Source organism: Streptomyces sp. CBMA123, assembly GCF_014596465.1.
In the GTDB taxonomy this organism is placed as follows: domain Bacteria; phylum Actinomycetota; class Actinomycetes; order Streptomycetales; family Streptomycetaceae; genus Kitasatospora.
Genome location: NZ_MECK01000120.1, coordinates 1 through 15,591, shown reverse-complemented (window position 1 = coordinate 15,591; position 15,591 = coordinate 1). Strand labels below are relative to the sequence as shown.

Below are 15,591 nucleotides of genomic sequence, written 5' to 3'. Positions count from 1 at the left end.
GCCGACAGCGGACGGGTCCAGCCCGGCGACTGCTCCCCTGCGGGACTGCCGCCCACGGACATCGGGCGGCTGCGCTCGACCGTCGCCCGGGAGGCCGTCCAACGGGCCGCAGGGCGCCCAGTGGTCCCGGTGCCACGGCGGAAGAGCGACGACCCGCCACCCGACTTCGTGGTCCTCGCCCCGCGGGACGGCAGCGCCGCCTTCGCGGGCGGGACGTACGAGGCCCGGCTGCTGCTCCGGGCCGGGGTGCCGCACCTGTACGTGGGCGTGGTCGAGGAGTTCGGCATCATCGGACCACTGGTGATCCCGGGGCGATCGGCCTGCGGACACTGCCTGGTGCTGCGGCGGGAGGACGAGGACGCCGACTGGCCGAGAGTCCTCGCGCAACTGGCGGACAACGGCCCCGGCCGGGCCCGCACACCGGCCTGCGACACGGCCCTGGCGACGACCGTCGCCGGACTGGCCGCGCTGCACGTCCAGGTGTACCTGGACGGCGGCCGACCGCCCAGCGTCGACGGCTGGTGCGAGATCTCGGCGGGCGACGGAATGCCCCGCCGCCTGCGGCTACGAGGACACCCGGACTGCGGCTGCCTGTGGCAGCCGCTGCCCCCGGGCTGAGGAGGAGGGAGGAACCAGGACGAACGCGCCGGGCCCGAGCCCGGCGGCTGCGGGGCTCAGCAGCCGCCCGACCCGAGGACCGGACCGACACGGGCGCAGAGCCCGTGGCCAGGCGAGCCCATGGCCCGCGCCCTGCCTGGGGGCAGGGCGCGGGCCGGGAGAAGCGGGAGCCGCTGTTCCGAGGTGTGGGTGGGCAGGCGGCGGGTGAGGTGGGAGGAGGAGGGCGGGCGGGGGAGGGGGGAGGGGGCGGGCCCCCGGAGCGTCAACAAGGTGCCCCGGGGGTCACCGCCCCCCGGCCCCCGAGAAATACCGCCGGAAGCAGCCCGCGAAGCGGGCACAATGGCCTAGTGATGGTGGGCCGTCCGGCGTCGGGGGGCCAGGGGATTGGAGGCCCGGGTGAGCGATCTTCCGCGCAAGGCAGTGACCCGCACAGCACGGCTCGCCGCGCTGCCGCTGGGGATAGCCGGCCGTGCCACGCTCGGGCTGGGCAAGCGCATCGGCGGCCGGTCCGCCGAAGTGGTGACGGCCGAGCTCCAGCAGGCGACCGCCGACCAGCTGTTCAAGGTCCTGGGCGAGCTCAAGGGCGGGGCGATGAAGTTCGGGCAGGTGCTGTCCGTCTTCGAGGCCGCACTGCCCGAGGAGGTCGCCGGGCCGTACCGGGCCGCGCTCACCAAACTGCAGGACGCCGCTCCCCCGATGCCCGCCGCCAAGGTGCACACGGCGCTCGCCCAGCGGCTCGGGGACGGCTGGCGCGAGCTGTTCCTTGAGTTCGACGACCGCCCGGCGGCGGCCGCGTCGATCGGCCAGGTGCACCAGGCGGTCTGGCACGACGGCAGACGGGTCGCGGTGAAGGTGCAGTACCCGGGCGCGGGGGACGCGCTGCTCGCCGACCTCTCCCAGCTGAGCCGGGTCGCCTGGCTGCTCGGCCCGCTGATCCCCGGGCTGGACATCAAGCCGCTGATCACCGAGTTGCGCGAGCGCGTCTCGGAGGAGCTGGACTACGAGTTGGAGGCCCAGGCCCAGCGCTGGCACGCCGAGGAGTTCGCGGGCGACCCGGACATCGTGGTGCCGGTCGTGGTGGCGCAGGCCGACCAGGTGCTGGTCACCGAGTGGATGGACGGCACCCCGCTGGCCGAGGTGATCGCCAACGGCACTCAGGAGGAGCGCGACCGCGCCGGCCGGCTGCTGGCCCGGTTCCTGTTCGCCGGGCCGTCCCGGACCGGTCTGCTGCACGCGGATCCGCACCCGGGCAACTTCCGGCTGCTGAAGGACGACGGCCCGGTCGAGGGCTGGCGCCTGGGTGTGCTGGACTTCGGCACGGTGGACCGGCTGCCCGGCGGGCTGCCCGCGCCGATCGGGGCCTCGCTGCGGATGGCCCTGGACGGGGACGCGGCAGGCGTGCTGAAGATGCTGCGTGAGGAGGGCTTCGTGAAGCCCTCGGTCCAACTGGATCCGGACGCGGTGCTGGACTACCTGCTGCCGATCATCGAGCCTGCCGCGGTGGACAGCTTCCACTTCACCCGGGCCTGGATGCGGGCCCAGGCGGCCCGGATCGCCGATCCGCGCTCGCCCGCCTACAACCTGGGCAAGCAGCTGAACCTGCCGCCCTCGTACCTGCTGATCCACCGGGTGACGTTGAGCACCATCGGGGTGCTGTGCCAGCTGGGCGCCAAGGCACCGTTCCGGGCCGAGATGCTGGAGTGGCTGCCCGAGTTCGCCGGTGAGCGGCCCGCGGAGCCGGCCGAGCCGGTGGCCGTCCCCGCGAAGCGCACCGGCACGGCGGCCAGGAAGAGCACCAAGCCCACCCGCCCCTGAGCCGCCCCACAGCCACGACGGCCACGCCAACCACGTCGGCCCGCCGCAGCCGACGGCGGCGGCCCACGACAACAGCCCACGACAACGGCCGCAGGCCGCTCCCCGGAACGGGGGGCGGCCTGCGGCACGACGGGGGTCAGTCGGATCGGCGGCGAGCCGCCTGCGTCCGGCGCGTCACATCAGCGCGACGGCGAGCGCCTTGCGGGCCCGGAGGGAGGCCCGCTCGGCCCGCTGCCGGAGCCTGCGGGCCCGGACGACCCGGCTGACGAGGCGTTGCTCCTCCGCCTCGTGGAGCCTGTCTTGCATATGGGCACGGGCCAGGGATTCATGCAGGAGTTGCATTTCGAGGGTCCTGTTCTGGATCTGAAGTTCGGTGGTCTGCTCAGCGCGGACGGTCGGATCGATGGCGGCGGGGGTCATGTGGTGGTCCTGCTCGTGGTGCGTGCTCGGGAATGAAATGGTGCGGGCTGCTGCGTCGGCCTTGGCGGCGGCCATCCGTACGGATCGGCGGAGGGCGCTGTCCAGCGGGGGCTGCTCTCCCCGGCGGACCGCCCTGGCTTCGTGGGCGGGGTTCACGCCATGACCTCGGTCTTGCGCGGACGGCCACGCGGCCGCTTGCGGGCCACGACGACGCCCTGGACGAAGAGCTCGCCGCCCCAGACGCCCCACGGCTCGCGCCGCTCCAGGGCGCCGGCCAGGCAGACCTCCTTCACCGGGCAGGTGCCGCAGAGGGACTTCGCGTACTCGACGTCGGCGGGCGTCTCGGCGAAGAAGACCTCCGGGTCGAAGGCGCGGCACGGGATGGGGAGACCGAGCGCCTCGGCCTGCTCGATCGAGTTGAGCTGCATGAACGGAACCTCCGGAGGGTCGGCCTGGTCGGCCTCGTTGATCTGGCTTGTCGGCGGTACGGACGGGATGGGCGGCGTGATGACCGTGGACACTGTTGGCGTCTTCCTCGTCTTCTCAGTGGTTCCGGCCCAGCGGACTGGTGGGGCTGGGCCGGAGGCCCCGGAGGGCCTGGGTGGTCTTGCGTACCGGACAAAACAGAAGGGCCGCGGATCCCGGTGTGACGGGTTCCGCGGCCCTGGAGGTGCCGACCTGAGGCTGACTCAGGTTCGTTCTCTCCAGGGTTCAGGGCCGCGGAAGGCCCACATCCGGATGGCCTTGGCGCCGGTAAAGGCGGCCAGGACCTGGTTGATCTGCTGCTTGTTCTGCTTCTGGGCGTTCCCGGCACCGATGACCTGCGCATAGTCGCCATGCATGGCGGCGACTACGGCTGACTTCGGTGCCTGGAGCGGTCGCTCGTCGCACTCGGGACGCGACGTGCCGACCGGCGCCCAGTCACGGGACAGACCGGTCTCGACAGCGGTGCCTTCGACACTCCTGCCGCCCGCGAGGCACAGATCAGTGTGTCCAAGACCACTGACAGCGGAGGCGACGGAGACACCGGTGGTGCCGAGACCCAGACCGGTTCCACCGAGCTCGGCGTGCGCCCGCAGACGGGCGGCACGCAGGGAGGCAGCGACAACGGTCTGGCCAGTCATTTTGGTGATCATGATGTTTCCCACTGTCTTCGCCTCCTCTCGGCGTCTCGCGGAGCCTGGTTCCCCTGGCTCCGAATGTTCGGATGTCTGTCTCGGTGAAGCTGTGTGGCGAGGGGGATCGGCACAGGTGTCACCCCGTGCGACCGCGTCCCCTTGACCGCTCCGGCAGGCTATTGCGCTCCCGGTATGCCGCGCAAACTATTTTTCACGCGAGTTCACGGGACGCCATCGACGGCGCGATCCGCGCGACCTTCCGCGGCGGTTGTGAAGTCCCCCGAGCAGTCCCCTGGACCGCGCCCGTGCCGGCTCAAGCCGGATCGACCGGACCGTCGTCCTCGACGCCGTCCGGATCCTCCTCGGGCTCCTCCCCCGCACACAACGAGAGCACGGCTGCCCCGTACTTGTCCAGCTTCATGGCGCCGACCCCCGAGATCAGGGCCAGGTCCTGGCGGCTGGCGGGCACGTCCTCGGCGATCGCCATCAGCGTCGCGTCGGTGAACACCACGTAGGCCGGGGCGCCCTGCTTCTTCGCCTGGCCGGCCCGCCACTCGCGCAGCCGTTCGTACAGCGCCTCGTCCATCGTGGACGGGCAGTCCTCGCAGCGGCGCAGTTTGCGTTCGACGGCGTCGGTGAGCGGCTTGTCGCAGACCCGGCACTTGACCGGGCCGCGGACCCGTCGGCCGGCGGAGCGCTCGCCGGGCTCGATGCTCCCCCGGGCGCCCCGCGCGCCGGTGCGTGCGCCCGGGGCGGCGGAGCCGGGGCGCAGCCCGTCCATGAAGCGGCTGGGCTTGCGGGAGGCGCGGCCGCCCGGGGAGCGGGAGAGGGCCCAGGAGAGGCTGAGGTGCTTGCGGGCGCGGGTGACGCCGACGTAGAGGAGGCGGCGCTCCTCCTCGACCTGTTCGTCGGTCTTGGCGTAGATGATCGGCAGGGTGCCCTCGGTGAGGCCGACGAGGAAGACGGCGTCCCATTCGAGGCCCTTGGCGGCGTGCAGGGAGGCGAGGGTGACGCCTTCGACGGCGGGTGCGTGCTGGGCGGCGGCGCGGGCGTCGAGTTCGGCGACGTAGGCGGCGAGGTCGGTGCCCAGGCCCTCGGCGGTGCGGGTGCGCTCGAACTCCTCGGCGAGGCGGACGAGGGCGGCGAGGGACTCCCAGCGGTCGCGGACGGCGCCGGAGCCGGCCGGCGGTTCGGGGGTGAAGCCTCGGCTGGCGAGGACGGCGCGGACCTGGCCGGCGAGGTCGGGGGCGCCGGCGGTGAGCGGGTCGGCGGCGGCGCGGGCGGCGCCGCGCAGCAGGACGCCGGCGTCGCGGACCTCGGGACGCTCGAAGAACCGTTCGGCGCCCTTGAGCTGGTAGGGGACGCCGAGGTCGGCGAGGGCCTGTTCGTAGACCTCGGACTGGCCGTTGGTGCGGAACAGGACGGCGATCTCGCTGGCGCGCACGCCGGCGGCGAGGAGGTCCTTGATCCGGCGGGCGGTGGTCTCGGCCTCGGTGGGTTCGTCCTCGTACTCGGTGTAGACCGGTTCGGGGCCGGCCTCGCGCTGGGAGACGAGTTCCAGGCGGTGGCGGGCGGCCTCGCCGCGGGCCTGGGAGAGCAGCCCGTTGGCGAGGTGGACGACCTGGGGGGTGGAGCGGTAGTCGCGGACGAGCTTGACGACGGTGGCCTGGGGGTGGCGGCTGCGGAAGTTGAGCAGGTAGTCGGGGGTGGCGCCGGTGAAGGAGTAGATGGTCTGGCTGGCGTCGCCGACGACGCAGAGGCTGGCGCCGCCGTCGGGGCCGGTCCACCGGTCGAGCAGGCGCTGCTGGAGCGGGGAGACGTCCTGGTACTCGTCGACGGTGAAGTGCCGGTACTGGCTGCGGACCTGGTCGGCGATGTCGGGGCGGTCCTCCAGGATGGCCGCGGTGAGCAGCAGGACGTCCTCGAAGTCGATGTTGCCGCGGCGGCTCTTGGTCTCCTCGTAGACCCGGTAGACCTGGGCGGTCTCGGCGGGGTCGCGGGGGGCGTCGCGGCCGGACTTGGCGACGGCGGCGGGGTAGTCCTCGGGGGCGGTCTGGGTGACCTTGGCCCATTCGATCTCGGCGGTGAGGTCGCGCAGTTCGGTGCGCTGGACGCGCAGTCCGCAGCGGCCGGCGGCCTCGGCGACGAGCTGGACCTTGCGTTCGAGGAGCTGGGGCACCGGGCCGCCGATGGCGCGGGGCCAGAAGTACTGGAGCTGGCGCAGGGCGGCGGCGTGGAAGGTGCGGGCCTGGACGCCGTCGGCGCCGAGCTGGCGCAGTCGGCCGCGCATCTCGCCGGCGGCGCGGGCGGTGAAGGTGACGGCGAGGACCTGCTGGGGCTGGTAGACGCCGCTGCGCACGCCGTAGGCGATGCGGTGGGTGATGGCGCGGGTCTTGCCGGTGCCGGCGCCGGCCAGGACGCAGACGGGGCCGTGCAGGGCGGTGGCGACGGCGCGCTGTTCGGGATCGAGCCCGGCGAGCACGGCGTCGGGGCCCGTGGCGACGCCGGGGTCGGCCCACGGGGAGCCGTGGGGGCCGTCGTAGGGGCTGCCGCTCAAGAGGTCATCCTGCATGCGTTCCATCCTCTCAGCCCGCCGGGACAACCCGGGCGGGGTTGTCCACAGGCCCGGTGTGATCGCAGGATGATCGCTCCGCTCTCGTGGGGATCCACCCCTGCGGAGCCGGTCCGCGTGCGGGACCGCGTGCAGGTCCGAGTGCAGGTCCGAGTGCAGGTCCGCGCCCGGTCCACGCCCGGTCCGCGCCCCTTCGGGTTCCGGTCGGAATGCCTGCCGCCCGGTGGACGTTGCGGGTGTGAGACCGTACGAACCCCTCTTCGAAGGAGCCCCCTCGATGTCCGGCACCGTGACGATGTACAGCACGACCTGGTGTGGTTACTGCAACCGGCTCAAGAGCCAGCTGGACCGTGAAGGCATCGGCTACACCGAGATCAACATCGAGGAGGACCCGGCGTCGGCGGCGTTCGTCGAGTCGGTGAACAACGGCAACCAGACGGTGCCGACGGTGCTGGTCCAGCCGGTGGGCGGCGGCGAGCGGGTCGTGATGACCAACCCGAGCCTGATCCAGGTCAAGAAGGCCCTGGCCGCCTGAGACGGCGGTGGCGGGCGGTGGACCGCGACCACGGGTCGGCGCGCGTCACGGCGCGTCGGCCCGGGCCGGGTCGACCGGGGTGGCGGGGGCGGGCAGGGTGGTGCGCGCGCCGAGGTCGCCGATGCCGTAGACGAGCCGGCTGCGGTCGGCGGAGTAGCGGGTCTCGATGACCCGGACGGGGCCGCGCCGGTCGTAGGTGACGCGGGTCTGGACCATGAGCGGGACGCCGGGGCCGCCCTGGAACCACTGGGCCTCCTCGGGGCCGGGCATCCGGGCGACGAGGTGGTCGACGGCGCCGATCTCGGTGCGGCCGAGGGTGGCGAGGACGGCTTCGTCCCCGCCGTCGACGGGGTCGGGTTCCATCAGCGGGGTGCCGGCGGCGAGTCCGGCCCGGTAGTGGCTCTCCTCGATGGAGTACGGCTCACGGTCGAGCAGGCGCAGCTGGCGGCGGACCACGATGGCCTCGCCGGGGCGCAGGCCGAGGCGTTCGGCGATGTCGACGCGGGCCCGGACGATCATCATCTCGAAGTCGGTGCTGAGTTCGCGCCCGGCTTCGGCGGCTTCGCCGAGGTAGACGGTGGAGGGCGCGGCGAGGCAGTCGCGCGGCGCGGGGGGCAGGGTGGGTCCGTAGGCGCGGTGGTCGAGCACGGGGTGTTCGCGCAGGTAGGTGCCCTTGCCCTGGAGGCGGACGAGTCGGCCCTCGTTGACCAGGACGTCGACGGCCAGCCGGACGGTGTTGCGGGCGACGCCGTACTGGCGTTCCAGTTCGCTCTCGACCGGGAGGGCGGCGTCGGTGGTGAACTCGCCCTCGGCGATCCGGCGGCGCAGGTCCGCGGCGAGGCGCTGGTATTTGGGGGATTGGGCGGTGCCCCGGGGGATTGTCACCCGAGTGAATGTAGCGAGCGCGGTGACGCGGTTTCAGCCGTTTCCGGCAATGTCGTCCGCGCGGGTTGACGGTGGGGGCCCGGAAGTGTTCTGCGGTAGCAGAACTGGCCCGTCCGGCCACGAACAGCTGGTCGTGAGGGATTCGGGAAGGGCTTGGAAAGGAAATCGGGGGCGCGCGGCATAAGCCGCACGCCCCCTCAGGCACAGAAGTGCACAGCAGTGCACGGCAGTACCGGGAATTCGTACAGGATTACCAGCGCGCCGCCGACGGCAGCGGCTCGCCGTACCAGAGTTCGACCAGGTGGCGGGCGATCGAGATGCCGGAGGGCGGCAGGATCTCACCGGCCTCCATTCCGGCCCGCAGCTCCTCGCGGGAGAACCAGCGCGCCTCGGCCAGCTCCTCGCCGTCCACGGTGATGTCGGTGCCGCCGGGCAGGGCCTTGCCGGTGAAGCCGAGCATCAGGCTGGACGGGAACGGCCAGGGCTGGCTGGCGACGTAGTGGACCTCGCCGACCCGCACCCCCGCCTCCTCGTGCACCTCGCGCGCCACCGCCTGCTCGATCGACTCCCCCGGCTCGACGAAACCGGCCAGCGTGGACCAGCGGCCCTCCGGCCAGAGCGCCTGGCGGCCGAGCAGGCAGCGGTCCTGCTCGTCGGTGATCACCATGATCACCGCCGGGTCGGTGCGCGGGTAGTGCTCGGCCGCGCAGGAGGTGCAGCGCCGCACGTGCCCGGCGCCGGCCTTCTCGGTCGGGTGGCCGCAGCGCGAGCAGAAGCTGTGCAGCCGGTGCCAGTGCTCCAGGGCGACGGCGTGCACCAGCAGGCCGGCGTCGCGGTCGGACAGCATCGTGCCGACCTCGCGCAGTCCGGCCGGGCGGGCGTCGCCGTCCAGCCGGCCGGGCAGGCTCTCGCCGGCCAGAGCGAAGTAGGAGACGCCCTCCGCGTCGGTGCCGAGGAAGTAGCGGTCCCCGGTCTGCGGCGCCTCGAAGGAGGGCAGGAGGACGAGTTCGGTGCCCTCGGCGGTGTCGACGACGAAGGCCTCGCCCCCGGCGATCGGCAGCACCCGGGTGGCGGGGTGGCTCCAGGCGGCCGCCAGCCAGGGCTCGTCGACCCGGTGCTCGGCCGCCCGGTCCACCCCGGCCCTGGCCAGGGCCAGGGCCCGCGGACGCTCGGTCTCAGGCACGGTGCTCACTTCGTTCCATCCCCACGTGGTGAATCATCCGGATGAGTGATCTGACTGCCATGGTGCGAAAGCGAGCGCGAGAGCTCGCTCACGCGCCGGGCCTGAAGTTCTCGGCCAGGTCGCCCCACAGGTAGGCGGCGGTCTCGACGCCCTTGGCCAGCAGGTCCAGTTCGACCTTCTCGTTGACCGAGTGCCAGCCGTCCGAGGGCACCGAGATGCCGAGGAACAGCACCGGCGCGCCCAGCACGTCCTGGAGGTCGGCCGCGGGACCCGAGCCGCCCTCGCGGGTGAAGAGGATCTTCTGCCCGAAGGCGCGGCCCATCGCGCGGACGGTGGACTGCAGCGCCGGGTGGTCCAGCGGGGTCAGACAGGGCCGGGTCGCGCCGGGGAAGACCAGCTCGTGCCGGATGCCCTCGGGGACCTGCTCGGCGACCCAGGCCCGGACCGCCTCGCGGACCTTCTCCACCTCCTGTCCGGCGACCAGCCGGAAGGACAGCTTGAGGTGGGCCGAGGACGGCACGATGGTCTTGCCGCCGGGGCCGGTGTAGCCGCCCCAGATGCCGTTGACCTCGGCGGTCGGACGGGCCCAGACCCGCTCCAGGGTGGAGTACCCGGCCTCACCGCGGGTGCCGTACGACTTGGCGACGCGCAGCCACTGCGCCTCGTCGAAGGGCAGCTCGGCGAACAGCTCGCGCTCGCGCTCGGTCAGCTCCACGACCCCGTCGTAGAAGCCCGGGATCGCGACCCGGCGGTCGGCGTCGTGCAGGGCGGCGGCCAGCTCGGCCGCGACCTGGGCCGGGTTGGGGACGGCGCCGCCGAAGGAGCCGGAGTGGATGTCGGTGTCCGGCCCGTACAGGTCGAGCTGGGCGTCGGCGAGGCCGCGCATGCCGGTGCACACGGTCGGCGTGGTCTCGGACCACATGCCGGTGTCGGAGATGACCACCACGTCGGCGGCCAGCCGGCCGGCCTCGCGCCGGACCAGGTCGGCGAAGTGCGGCGAGCCGGACTCCTCCTCGCCCTCGACCAGCAGCTTGAGGTTGACGGCCGGCGCGGTGCGGCCGGTGGCGGCCAGGTGGGCGCGCACGCCCAGGGTGTGGAAGAACACCTGGCCCTTGTCGTCGGCGGCGCCGCGCGCGTACAGCCGGTCGCCGACCACGGTCGGGGTGAACGGCTCGGTGTCCCAGCCGTCCTCCTTGGCGGCGGGCTGCACGTCGTGGTGCCCGTAGACCAGGACGGTCGGCGCGGACTCGTCCCCGGACGGCCACTCGGCGAACACCGCCGGCAGCCCGTCGGTCTCCCACACCTCGGCCACCGGGAAACCGGTGTCGCGCAGCTTGGCGGCCAGCCAGTCGGCGGAGCGCCGCACGTCGCCGGCGCGCTCCGGATCGGCGGAGACCGAGGGGATGGCGAGCCACTCGGAGAGGTCGGCGAGGAACGCGGCCTGGTGCTGGTCGATGTAGGAGCGGACGGCGCTGTCCGGGGTTCTCGTCATACCGACGACTGTAGTTCGCCCGTGCGGGTGCCCGCCCCGGCCCTCCGGTTGCCGGACGCGGTCGGGGCTGTAACCTCCGTCACCCCCGCCGCCGGGAAGGGCGCACGGGGGTGACGGGAGAGCGCTACGGGCCTCAGCCGGTGCGGCGCAGCAGCGAGATCCGCGAGCGGGTGAGGACCGCGGCCAGGCCGGCGGCGAGCAGTGGCAGCACCACGACGGTGGCGGCGACGGTGGGCCAGGGGAAGACCACCGACGACCTGTCGGCGATCTCCTGGGGGCTCATCCCGGGGACGGTGCCCGCCAGGCCCTGGACCTTGCGCAGGGCCACGGCCGGCAGGACGCCGCAGACGGTGCCGAGCAGGGCCCCCATGGCGGCGATCACCCCGCACTGGAAGCCGGACAGCGAGCGCCGGATGCGCGGTTCGGCGCCGACCGCGGCGAGGGTGGTCAGGTCGCGCTGGGAGTCGGCGGCGGCCAGTCCGGTGGCGATGCCGGCGGCGCCGAGGGCGACCAGGGCGGCGAAGCCGGACAGGCCGAGGCCGATCAGTCCGGCCCGGGACTGGTAGCCGCGCTCCACCGAGAACTGGCTGCGCTCGCTGACCTTGGCCAGTGCGCCGTTGGCCTTCTGCTCGGCGGCGTCGGTGGGCGCGTTGGCGGGCAGCCAGACCGAGCCGGCCGGGGTGGTGCCGAGGCCGAGCCGGGTGGCGGCGTCGGGGCTGAGCACGGCCTGGCCGGGGGCCGGGACCGTGGGGTGGGCGAGGACGGCGTCGACGGTGTGCTCGGTGCGCACGGGCTTGGTCATGGTCGTGCCGCCGCTGGCGTTGTAGTCGACCGGCTCGCTGGTCTCGATGACGAGCTTGCCGTCCTTGACGTAACGCGGGTCGAAGACGACGGCCTTGCCGGCCGCGAGGGCCTGGTCGGCGGCCGGGTCGGTGACGCCGTAGAGGTTGCGCAGGAGGGTGGCGTCGCCGGCCGTCAGGGTGCTGAAGTGGTTGCCGCCGTGTTCGCGGACCTGGCAGCGCGGGTCGGCGGAGAGGATCCGGTTGATCTCCTCGTTGGTGCGCACGGTGTCGCCCTCGTAGGCGGGGCAGCGCAGTTCCGCGGGCAGTTCGACCCGGACGTAGCCGCAGGACCGGCCCCCCGAGCAGTCGCCCTTGTAGGTGACCCGGGCGACGTCGGCGCGCGGGCCGGCGTCGGGGATGGCGCGTTCCACGGTGTCGCGCAGCTGGGGCAGCAGCTTGGCGTCGTTGTCGCCGATCCAGCCGCCGAGCATGATGGCGCCGGCGGGGCCGGCGGCGACGTATTCGCGGCGCTGCTGGTCGTCGTAGCTGGCGAGGTAGATGCTGACCGCGACGGAGCCGGCGACGGCGGCCATCACGGCGGCGACGGCGGGCGCGGTGCGGCCGCGGTGGCGGACGGAGTCGCGCAGGGCGAGCCGGGGGCCGAGCGAGAGCCAGCGGCCGAGCTTGCCGAACAGGCCGACCAGGTACGGGGTGAGGGCGACCATGCCGAGCTCGGCGATGGCGGAGCCGCCGAGGACGGCGAGGCTGCGGCTGGCGAAGCCGCTGGTGGCGCCGAGCAGGGCGAGGGCCGTGCCGCCGGCGAGCATCAGCAGGCCGAGCAGGGCGAGTCGGCGGCTCGGGGGCTTGAGCGAGTCGCGGCCGGTGAGCGCGGCGACGACGTCCTGGCGGGAGGCCTGGACGGCGGGTACGACGGCGGCGAGCAGTCCGGTGACCAGGCCGACCAGGAGCACGCCGAGCAGGTCGAGCGGCTGCAGGTTGAAGTGGCCGAAGCGCTGGCCGGCGTAGTCCTCGGCCTGGGTGCGCAGCAGGGCGACCAGGGCGACACCGAGGCCCAGGCCGATGGCGGCGCCGGTGACGCCGAGGACGACGCCGCCGCCGAGGACGACCGCGCGGACGTTGGCGCGGTCACCGCCGGCCGCGGCGAGCAGGCCGAGCTGCCGCCGGGAGCGCCGGGCCCCGACGGCGAAGGCGGGGCCCGCGAGGAGCACGATCTCCAGCAGGGCCATGCCGGCGACCGTGCCGAGGATGACGACGGAGGTGCGGTCGAGGAAGGCGGTGGCGCCGCCGCTGTGCTGGTCCATCTGGACGTAGTAGGGGACGTCGGCGCGGGCGGGCGGGTCGAGCAGGACGGTGCGGGAGGCGACGGTGAAGCCGTAGCCGTTGAGTTCGGTGACCTTGGCCCAGTCGAGGGTGGCGCCGGCGGGGAGTCTGACCAGCCAGCGGGTGGCGGTGTCGGAGCCCTTGGCGTGGCCGGGGCCGGGAGCCTGGCCGGGGTTCTGGCCCTGGTCCGTGCCGGGGGCGCCGGCCAGCGGTCCGATCAGGGCGCCGGGCCGGGCGATGAGTTCGGTGGCCTTGAGGTCGCCGGGGAACTCGACGGCGGCGGTGAGGGTGAAGGGGGTGGACTCCAGTCCGCGCACGGTGGTGCGGTCGCCGAGCTTGAGGCCGGAGCGGTTGAGGAACTCGCGGGTGACGGCGGCCTCGTGGTCGTTGGCGGGGGCGCGGCCCTGGACCACGTTGACCCGGCCGTTCCAGACCGGGTCGGTCAGGTCGGCTTCGCTGGTCTGGGTGGTGAGCAGGCCCTCGGCGCTGCTCGCCGCCGTGCTGGGGCCGGCCTGGTCGGGCACCAGGGTGCTGCCGGGTGGGAGCAACTGCCGTGCCAGCTCGCCGGGTTCGGTGTTCAGGGAGCGCTGTTGGGCGGGGGTGTAGACGGGGGCGGCGCCGTCCTTGGCCTCGTACTTGGGGTTGTCGGTGATGGCGCCTTCGTCGGGGTTGGGGGCCTGCTTGACGGCGGCGCCGCGTTCGCTCAGGTTGAGTTCGGCGTCGGACTGGCCCATGATCCGCACGACCCGTTCGGCGGGTTCGAGGGTGGAGCTGCGGTAGAACACGTCGGCGCCGGTGACGCCGAGGACGGGCAGCGCGACCATCGCGATGACCAGGGCGCTGCGGCCCTTGGCGCGCAGGGCGTCGCGGCGGGCGATGCGCAGGGCGAGCCGCCAGGCGCTGAGCTTCACTCGTCCACCTGCTTGCTGTTCGCGGCGGCGCTGACGAGCAGGCTGGCGGCGTCCTGGCTGACGGACTCGTCGACCATCCGGCCGTCGCGCAGGAAGACGACGCGGTCGGCCCAGGCGGCGTGCCGGGCTTCGTGGGTGACCATCATGGCGGCGGCGCCGGCGTCGCAGCGGGCGCGCAGGACGGCGAGGACGGCCTCGCCGGTGGTGGAGTCGAGGGCGCCGGTGGGTTCGTCGGCGAGGACGAGGCGGCGGTCGCCGATCAGGGCCCGGGCGATGGCGACGCGCTGCTGCTGGCCGCCGGACATGTCGTCGGGGAAGCGGTCGGCGAGTTCGGGGATGCCGAGTTCCTCCAGGGCGGCGAGGGCCTCGCGGCGGGCGGCGCGGGCGGACAGGCCGTCGAGTTCGCGCGGCAGCGAGATGTTCTCGGCGGCGGTGAGGGCCGGTATCAGGTTGTAGTCCTGGAAGACGTAGCCGACGGAGCGGCGGCGGACCTGGGCGAGCTTCTTGCGGGTGAGTCCGCCGAGGGCGACGCCCTCGACCAGGACCTGGCCGGTGCTCGGGCTGTCCAGGCCGCCGGCGAGGGTGAGCAGGGTCGACTTGCCGGAGCCGGAGGGGCCCATGACGGCGACGAACTCGCCGGGGTGGACCTTGAGGTCGACGCCGCGCAGGGCCTGGACCTCGGCGGCGCCTTGGCCGTGGACGCGGGTGACGTTCTCCAGGTGCAGCACCGGTGTCGGCCGGGACAGTTGGGTGTGGGACACGGTTCCCCCCTTGTGCTGGGTACGGGTTCGGCGCCGCGGCGCCCGCCGGTGGTTCGGGTGGCGGGGCGCGGCCGCGGCGGCGGGTGGTTTCGGGTGGCCGGGGACGGCTGCCGCGAGTGGTGGTTCCGGGTGGCCGGGCACGGCTGCCGCGAGTGGTGGTTCCGGGTGGCCTGGCGCGGCCGCGGCGGCTCTAGGCGTTGCTGCGGCGGCCGAGCCGCTTGGGTTTCGCGGCGCCGTCGCGGGCGGCCTCGGCGGCGCGGGCCTGCTGGAGTTCGGCCTGCTGGGCGAGCCGGGTCTCACAGTGGTCGAGCCAGCGGATCTCGGCCTCGGTCTGGAAGATCAGCTGGTCGAGGACGAGCAGCCAGGCGAGTTCGTTGCTCTCCGAGGGCACGGTGCCGGGTCTGGTCTCGCCCGCCAGGGCGCGGCCCTTGAGCCGGGTGTAGTCCTGGAGCGCCTTGATGCTGTGCCGGCGCTGGCCCTGGACGACGGCGGAGACGTCCACCCCGGGGACGGTGACGGCCATGGCGAGCTTGATCGCCAGTTCGTCGCGCGGGGGGCTGGTCCGGGGCACCGGGGTGTCGAACCAGGCCCGCAGTTCGGTGCGGCCGGCGTCGGTGACGGCGTAGAACTGGTGGCCCTCCTCGTCCTCGCCGGCGGCTTCGACGAGGCCGTCGCGTTCGAGTCGGGACAGCGTGGTGTAGACCTGCCCGACGTTGAGCGGCCAGGTGGCGCCGGTGCGCGCCTCGAACTCGGTGCGCAGCTGGTAGCCGTAGCGGGGGCCCTGGTCGAGCAGGGCGAGCAGACCGTGGCGGATGGACATACTCAGTATGTATACCCGGTATGCCCCACGGCCTCAAGCCGAGCCCCCTCCGGTACCGTCGTGCGGTGTGAGCCAGTTGCGCATCGCCACCTTCAACCTGTTGCACGGTCAGCCGCTCGCCCCGGACGGCGCGCCACTGCCCTACCCGGCCGACGCCGGAGACCCGTTGGCGCAGGCGGTGGCCGCACTGGACGCCGACGTACTGGCCCTGCAGGAGGTGGACCGGCACCAGGGGCGCTCGGGCGGCACCGACCAGGCGGCGGTGGCGGCCGCGGCGATGGGCGCCGGCGACTGGCGCTTCGCCGCCGCGTTGCACGGGCGCCCGGCGCCGGTGGCGG

14 protein-coding genes are annotated in these 15,591 nt (G+C 73.7%); 4 read left to right on the top strand and 10 right to left on the bottom strand.

Annotation, left to right across the window (positions count from 1 at the left end):
* Window positions 1-618: TOMM precursor leader peptide-binding protein (locus BG452_RS15980; protein ID WP_188304957.1), on the top strand; the 618-nt coding region annotated here is incomplete at its 5' end.
* Window positions 619-1,014: 396 nt separating this feature from the next.
* Window positions 1,015-2,433 (top strand): ABC1 kinase family protein, encoded by a 1,419-nt coding sequence (locus BG452_RS15975; RefSeq protein ID WP_188304956.1) that lies wholly within the window; start codon window positions 1,015-1,017, stop codon window positions 2,431-2,433.
* A gap of 174 nt (window positions 2,434-2,607) precedes the next feature.
* Here the strand turns inward: BG452_RS15975 and BG452_RS15970 are convergent, their stop codons facing one another.
* The 4 genes from BG452_RS15970 to BG452_RS15955 all read right to left on the bottom strand — a co-directional run bounded on the left by BG452_RS15970 (window position 2,608) and on the right by BG452_RS15955 (window position 6,552).
* The gene (locus tag BG452_RS15970) at window positions 2,608-2,928 is read right to left on the bottom strand and encodes a hypothetical protein (RefSeq protein WP_188304955.1); all 321 of its coding nucleotides are present in this window, start codon (window positions 2,926-2,928) and stop codon (window positions 2,608-2,610) included.
* 77 nt (window positions 2,929-3,005) lie between these two features.
* Window positions 3,006-3,374 (bottom strand): WhiB family transcriptional regulator, encoded by a 369-nt coding sequence (locus BG452_RS15965; protein WP_411292958.1) that lies wholly within the window; start codon window positions 3,372-3,374, stop codon window positions 3,006-3,008.
* A 168-nt stretch (window positions 3,375-3,542) separates the two neighbouring features.
* Entirely contained in the window at window positions 3,543-4,001 is a 459-nt protein-coding gene (locus tag BG452_RS15960) for a hypothetical protein (RefSeq protein WP_188304954.1), read from the bottom strand.
* Window positions 4,002-4,284: 283 nt separating this feature from the next.
* Complete coding sequence (locus tag BG452_RS15955; RefSeq protein WP_411292957.1) at window positions 4,285-6,552, bottom strand: ATP-dependent DNA helicase UvrD2; 2,268 nt, start codon at window positions 6,550-6,552, stop codon at window positions 4,285-4,287.
* 268 nt (window positions 6,553-6,820) lie between these two features.
* Between BG452_RS15955 and BG452_RS15950 the strand changes: the two genes are divergently transcribed.
* A complete protein-coding gene (locus tag BG452_RS15950; protein WP_188304952.1) occupies window positions 6,821-7,078 on the top strand; it encodes a mycoredoxin in 258 nt (85 codons plus the stop codon).
* A gap of 45 nt (window positions 7,079-7,123) precedes the next feature.
* Here BG452_RS15950 and BG452_RS47675 read toward each other — a convergent pair whose 3' ends face one another.
* The 6 genes from BG452_RS47675 to BG452_RS15920 all read right to left on the bottom strand — a co-directional run bounded on the left by BG452_RS47675 (window position 7,124) and on the right by BG452_RS15920 (window position 15,253).
* Entirely contained in the window at window positions 7,124-7,963 is an 840-nt protein-coding gene (locus BG452_RS47675) for a GntR family transcriptional regulator (RefSeq protein WP_188304951.1), read from the bottom strand.
* Between the two features lie 250 nt (window positions 7,964-8,213).
* Entirely contained in the window at window positions 8,214-9,155 is a 942-nt protein-coding gene (gene nudC, locus BG452_RS15940; protein ID WP_188304950.1) for an NAD(+) diphosphatase, read from the bottom strand.
* A gap of 79 nt (window positions 9,156-9,234) precedes the next feature.
* The gene (locus BG452_RS15935) at window positions 9,235-10,638 is read right to left on the bottom strand and encodes a dipeptidase (RefSeq protein WP_188304949.1); all 1,404 of its coding nucleotides are present in this window, start codon (window positions 10,636-10,638) and stop codon (window positions 9,235-9,237) included.
* A gap of 133 nt (window positions 10,639-10,771) precedes the next feature.
* A complete protein-coding gene (locus tag BG452_RS15930; protein WP_188304948.1) occupies window positions 10,772-13,672 on the bottom strand; it encodes an FtsX-like permease family protein in 2,901 nt (966 codons plus the stop codon).
* The gene (locus tag BG452_RS15925) at window positions 13,669-14,433 is read right to left on the bottom strand and encodes an ABC transporter ATP-binding protein (protein ID WP_317621067.1); all 765 of its coding nucleotides are present in this window, start codon (window positions 14,431-14,433) and stop codon (window positions 13,669-13,671) included. The genes BG452_RS15930 and BG452_RS15925 overlap by 4 nt, the downstream gene beginning before the upstream one ends.
* Window positions 14,434-14,623: 190 nt before the next feature.
* Complete coding sequence (locus BG452_RS15920) at window positions 14,624-15,253, bottom strand: PadR family transcriptional regulator (protein ID WP_188304947.1); 630 nt, start codon at window positions 15,251-15,253, stop codon at window positions 14,624-14,626.
* Window positions 15,254-15,320: 67 nt separating this feature from the next.
* Between BG452_RS15920 and BG452_RS15915 the strand changes: the two genes are divergently transcribed.
* On the top strand, window positions 15,321-15,591 hold a 271-nt coding region (locus BG452_RS15915; RefSeq protein ID WP_411292956.1), incomplete at its 3' end, for an endonuclease/exonuclease/phosphatase family protein.

Bases quoted from the DNA above. Each gene is read 5' to 3' on its own strand.
- BG452_RS15970 (WP_188304955.1), bottom strand. From the start codon at position 2,928: ATGGCCGCCGCCAAGGCCGACGCAGCAGCCCGCACCATTTCATTCCCG.
- BG452_RS15955 (WP_411292957.1), bottom strand. From the start codon at position 6,552: ATGGAACGCATGCAGGATGACCTCTTGAGCGGCAGCCCCTACGACGGC.
- BG452_RS15950 (WP_188304952.1), top strand. From the start codon at position 6,821: ATGTCCGGCACCGTGACGATGTACAGCACGACCTGGTGTGGTTACTGC.
- BG452_RS15935 (WP_188304949.1), bottom strand. From the start codon at position 10,638: ATGACGAGAACCCCGGACAGCGCCGTCCGCTCCTACATCGACCAGCAC.
- BG452_RS15920 (WP_188304947.1), bottom strand. From the start codon at position 15,253: ATGTCCATCCGCCACGGTCTGCTCGCCCTGCTCGACCAGGGCCCCCGC.